Consider the following 1,409-nt stretch of genomic DNA (forward strand, 5'->3'; position numbering starts at 1 on the left):
GGAGGCTGTAAAATGAACTGTGTCAAAGGTTAAAAATTATTATTGACCTTTAACACAGTTTTTTATGCTAGACAAACAACACCCTGATTATGCTCGCCTTCAGAAGAAGGCCCTTGAACAGTTACGTGCCGGTAAATCTCTGTTCGGTAAAGATGGCGCCTTTGCTCCGATGCTTAAGCAGTTCATTGATGCTGCCCTTGAAGCGGAGCTGGAGGATCATCTGGATGATGAGCAAAGAGAAAATGGTAATCGCAAAAACGGTAAAACCAGCAAGCGCCTTAAGACCGCGGAAGGCACCCTGGACATAGAAACTCCCCGGGATCGGGATTCTTCCTTTGAGCCTCAATTAGTCAGAAAACGGGAGACTATTCTGGCAGAGAATCTGGAACATAAGATTCTTGGGCTTTATGGGCATGGGATGAGCTTCCGCGATATTGCTGCGCACATTAAGGATATGTATGATACGGAGATCTCTGCCACTACTCTATCTGCGATTACTGACAAGATAATCCCCCTGGTCAAAGAATGGCAAAATCGCTCCCTGGAAGCAACCTACTGCATCGTTTTTCTGGATGCCATGTATTACAAAGTCAAAGAGGAAGGTAAGATTATAACCCGTTGTGTTTATAATATTCTTGGCATTACAGTGGAAGGACGAAAAGACTTACTCGGGATGTATGTAGCCGAGAGCGAAGGAGCTAACTTTTGGTTGGGTGTACTCAGCAACCTGCAACAGCGTGGGGTAACCGATATCCTGATTGCCTGTATTGACAATCTCAAAGGCTTTGCCGAAGCGATTGCCAGCATCTATCCTAAAACAGAAGTGCAAACCTGTGTGGTGCACCAGATCCGCAACTCCCTGAAGTATGTTGCCAGCAAGGACCAAAAGCCTTTTATGGCTGATCTGAAGCTTGTTTACCAGGCAGTAAGCCTGGATGAGGCAGAGCAGAAATTACAGGAATTAGAAGCCAAATGGGGTAAAAAATATCCGGTAGTGATTGATTCCTGGCACCGTAACTGGAGCAGGTTAACCACCTACTTTAAGTATTCACCTAACATCAGGAAGCTGATCTATACCACTAATGCCATAGAAGGCTTCCACCGACAAATCCGAAAAGTAACCAAAACCAAAGGGGCGTTTACATCTGATATGGCGCTGCTGAAATTGATTTATCTGGCAACGATGAATATCCAGAAAAAATGGACCCAGCCATTACAGAACTGGAGTTTGACAGTCTCCCAGTTGTCAATCATCTTTGGTGACCGCTTGAAATTGAATATATAATATCTCTATACTGATTAATAATTATTGCAACTTTAGATTATGGATCAACAGTATCAGAATAATTATCAATCAGTACAGAGTATAGAATTAGATCCTTGAAATCAAAATTTGACACAGTTTATTT

1 protein-coding gene is annotated in these 1,409 nt (G+C 42.9%); it reads left to right on the top strand.

The window, feature by feature from the left end; all coding sequences use genetic code 11:
• The first annotated feature begins 64 nt into the window (after nucleotides 1-64).
• Nucleotides 65-1,285, top strand: a complete 1,221-nt coding sequence (locus tag HY58_RS18425) for an IS256 family transposase (RefSeq protein WP_039135647.1) — start codon at nucleotides 65-67, stop codon at nucleotides 1,283-1,285.
• The last annotated feature ends 124 nt before the right edge of the window (nucleotides 1,286-1,409 follow it).

The sequence above is a fragment of the Flavihumibacter sp. ZG627 genome (assembly GCF_000814325.1).
Taxonomy (GTDB): Bacteria; Bacteroidota; Bacteroidia; order Chitinophagales; family Chitinophagaceae; genus Flavihumibacter.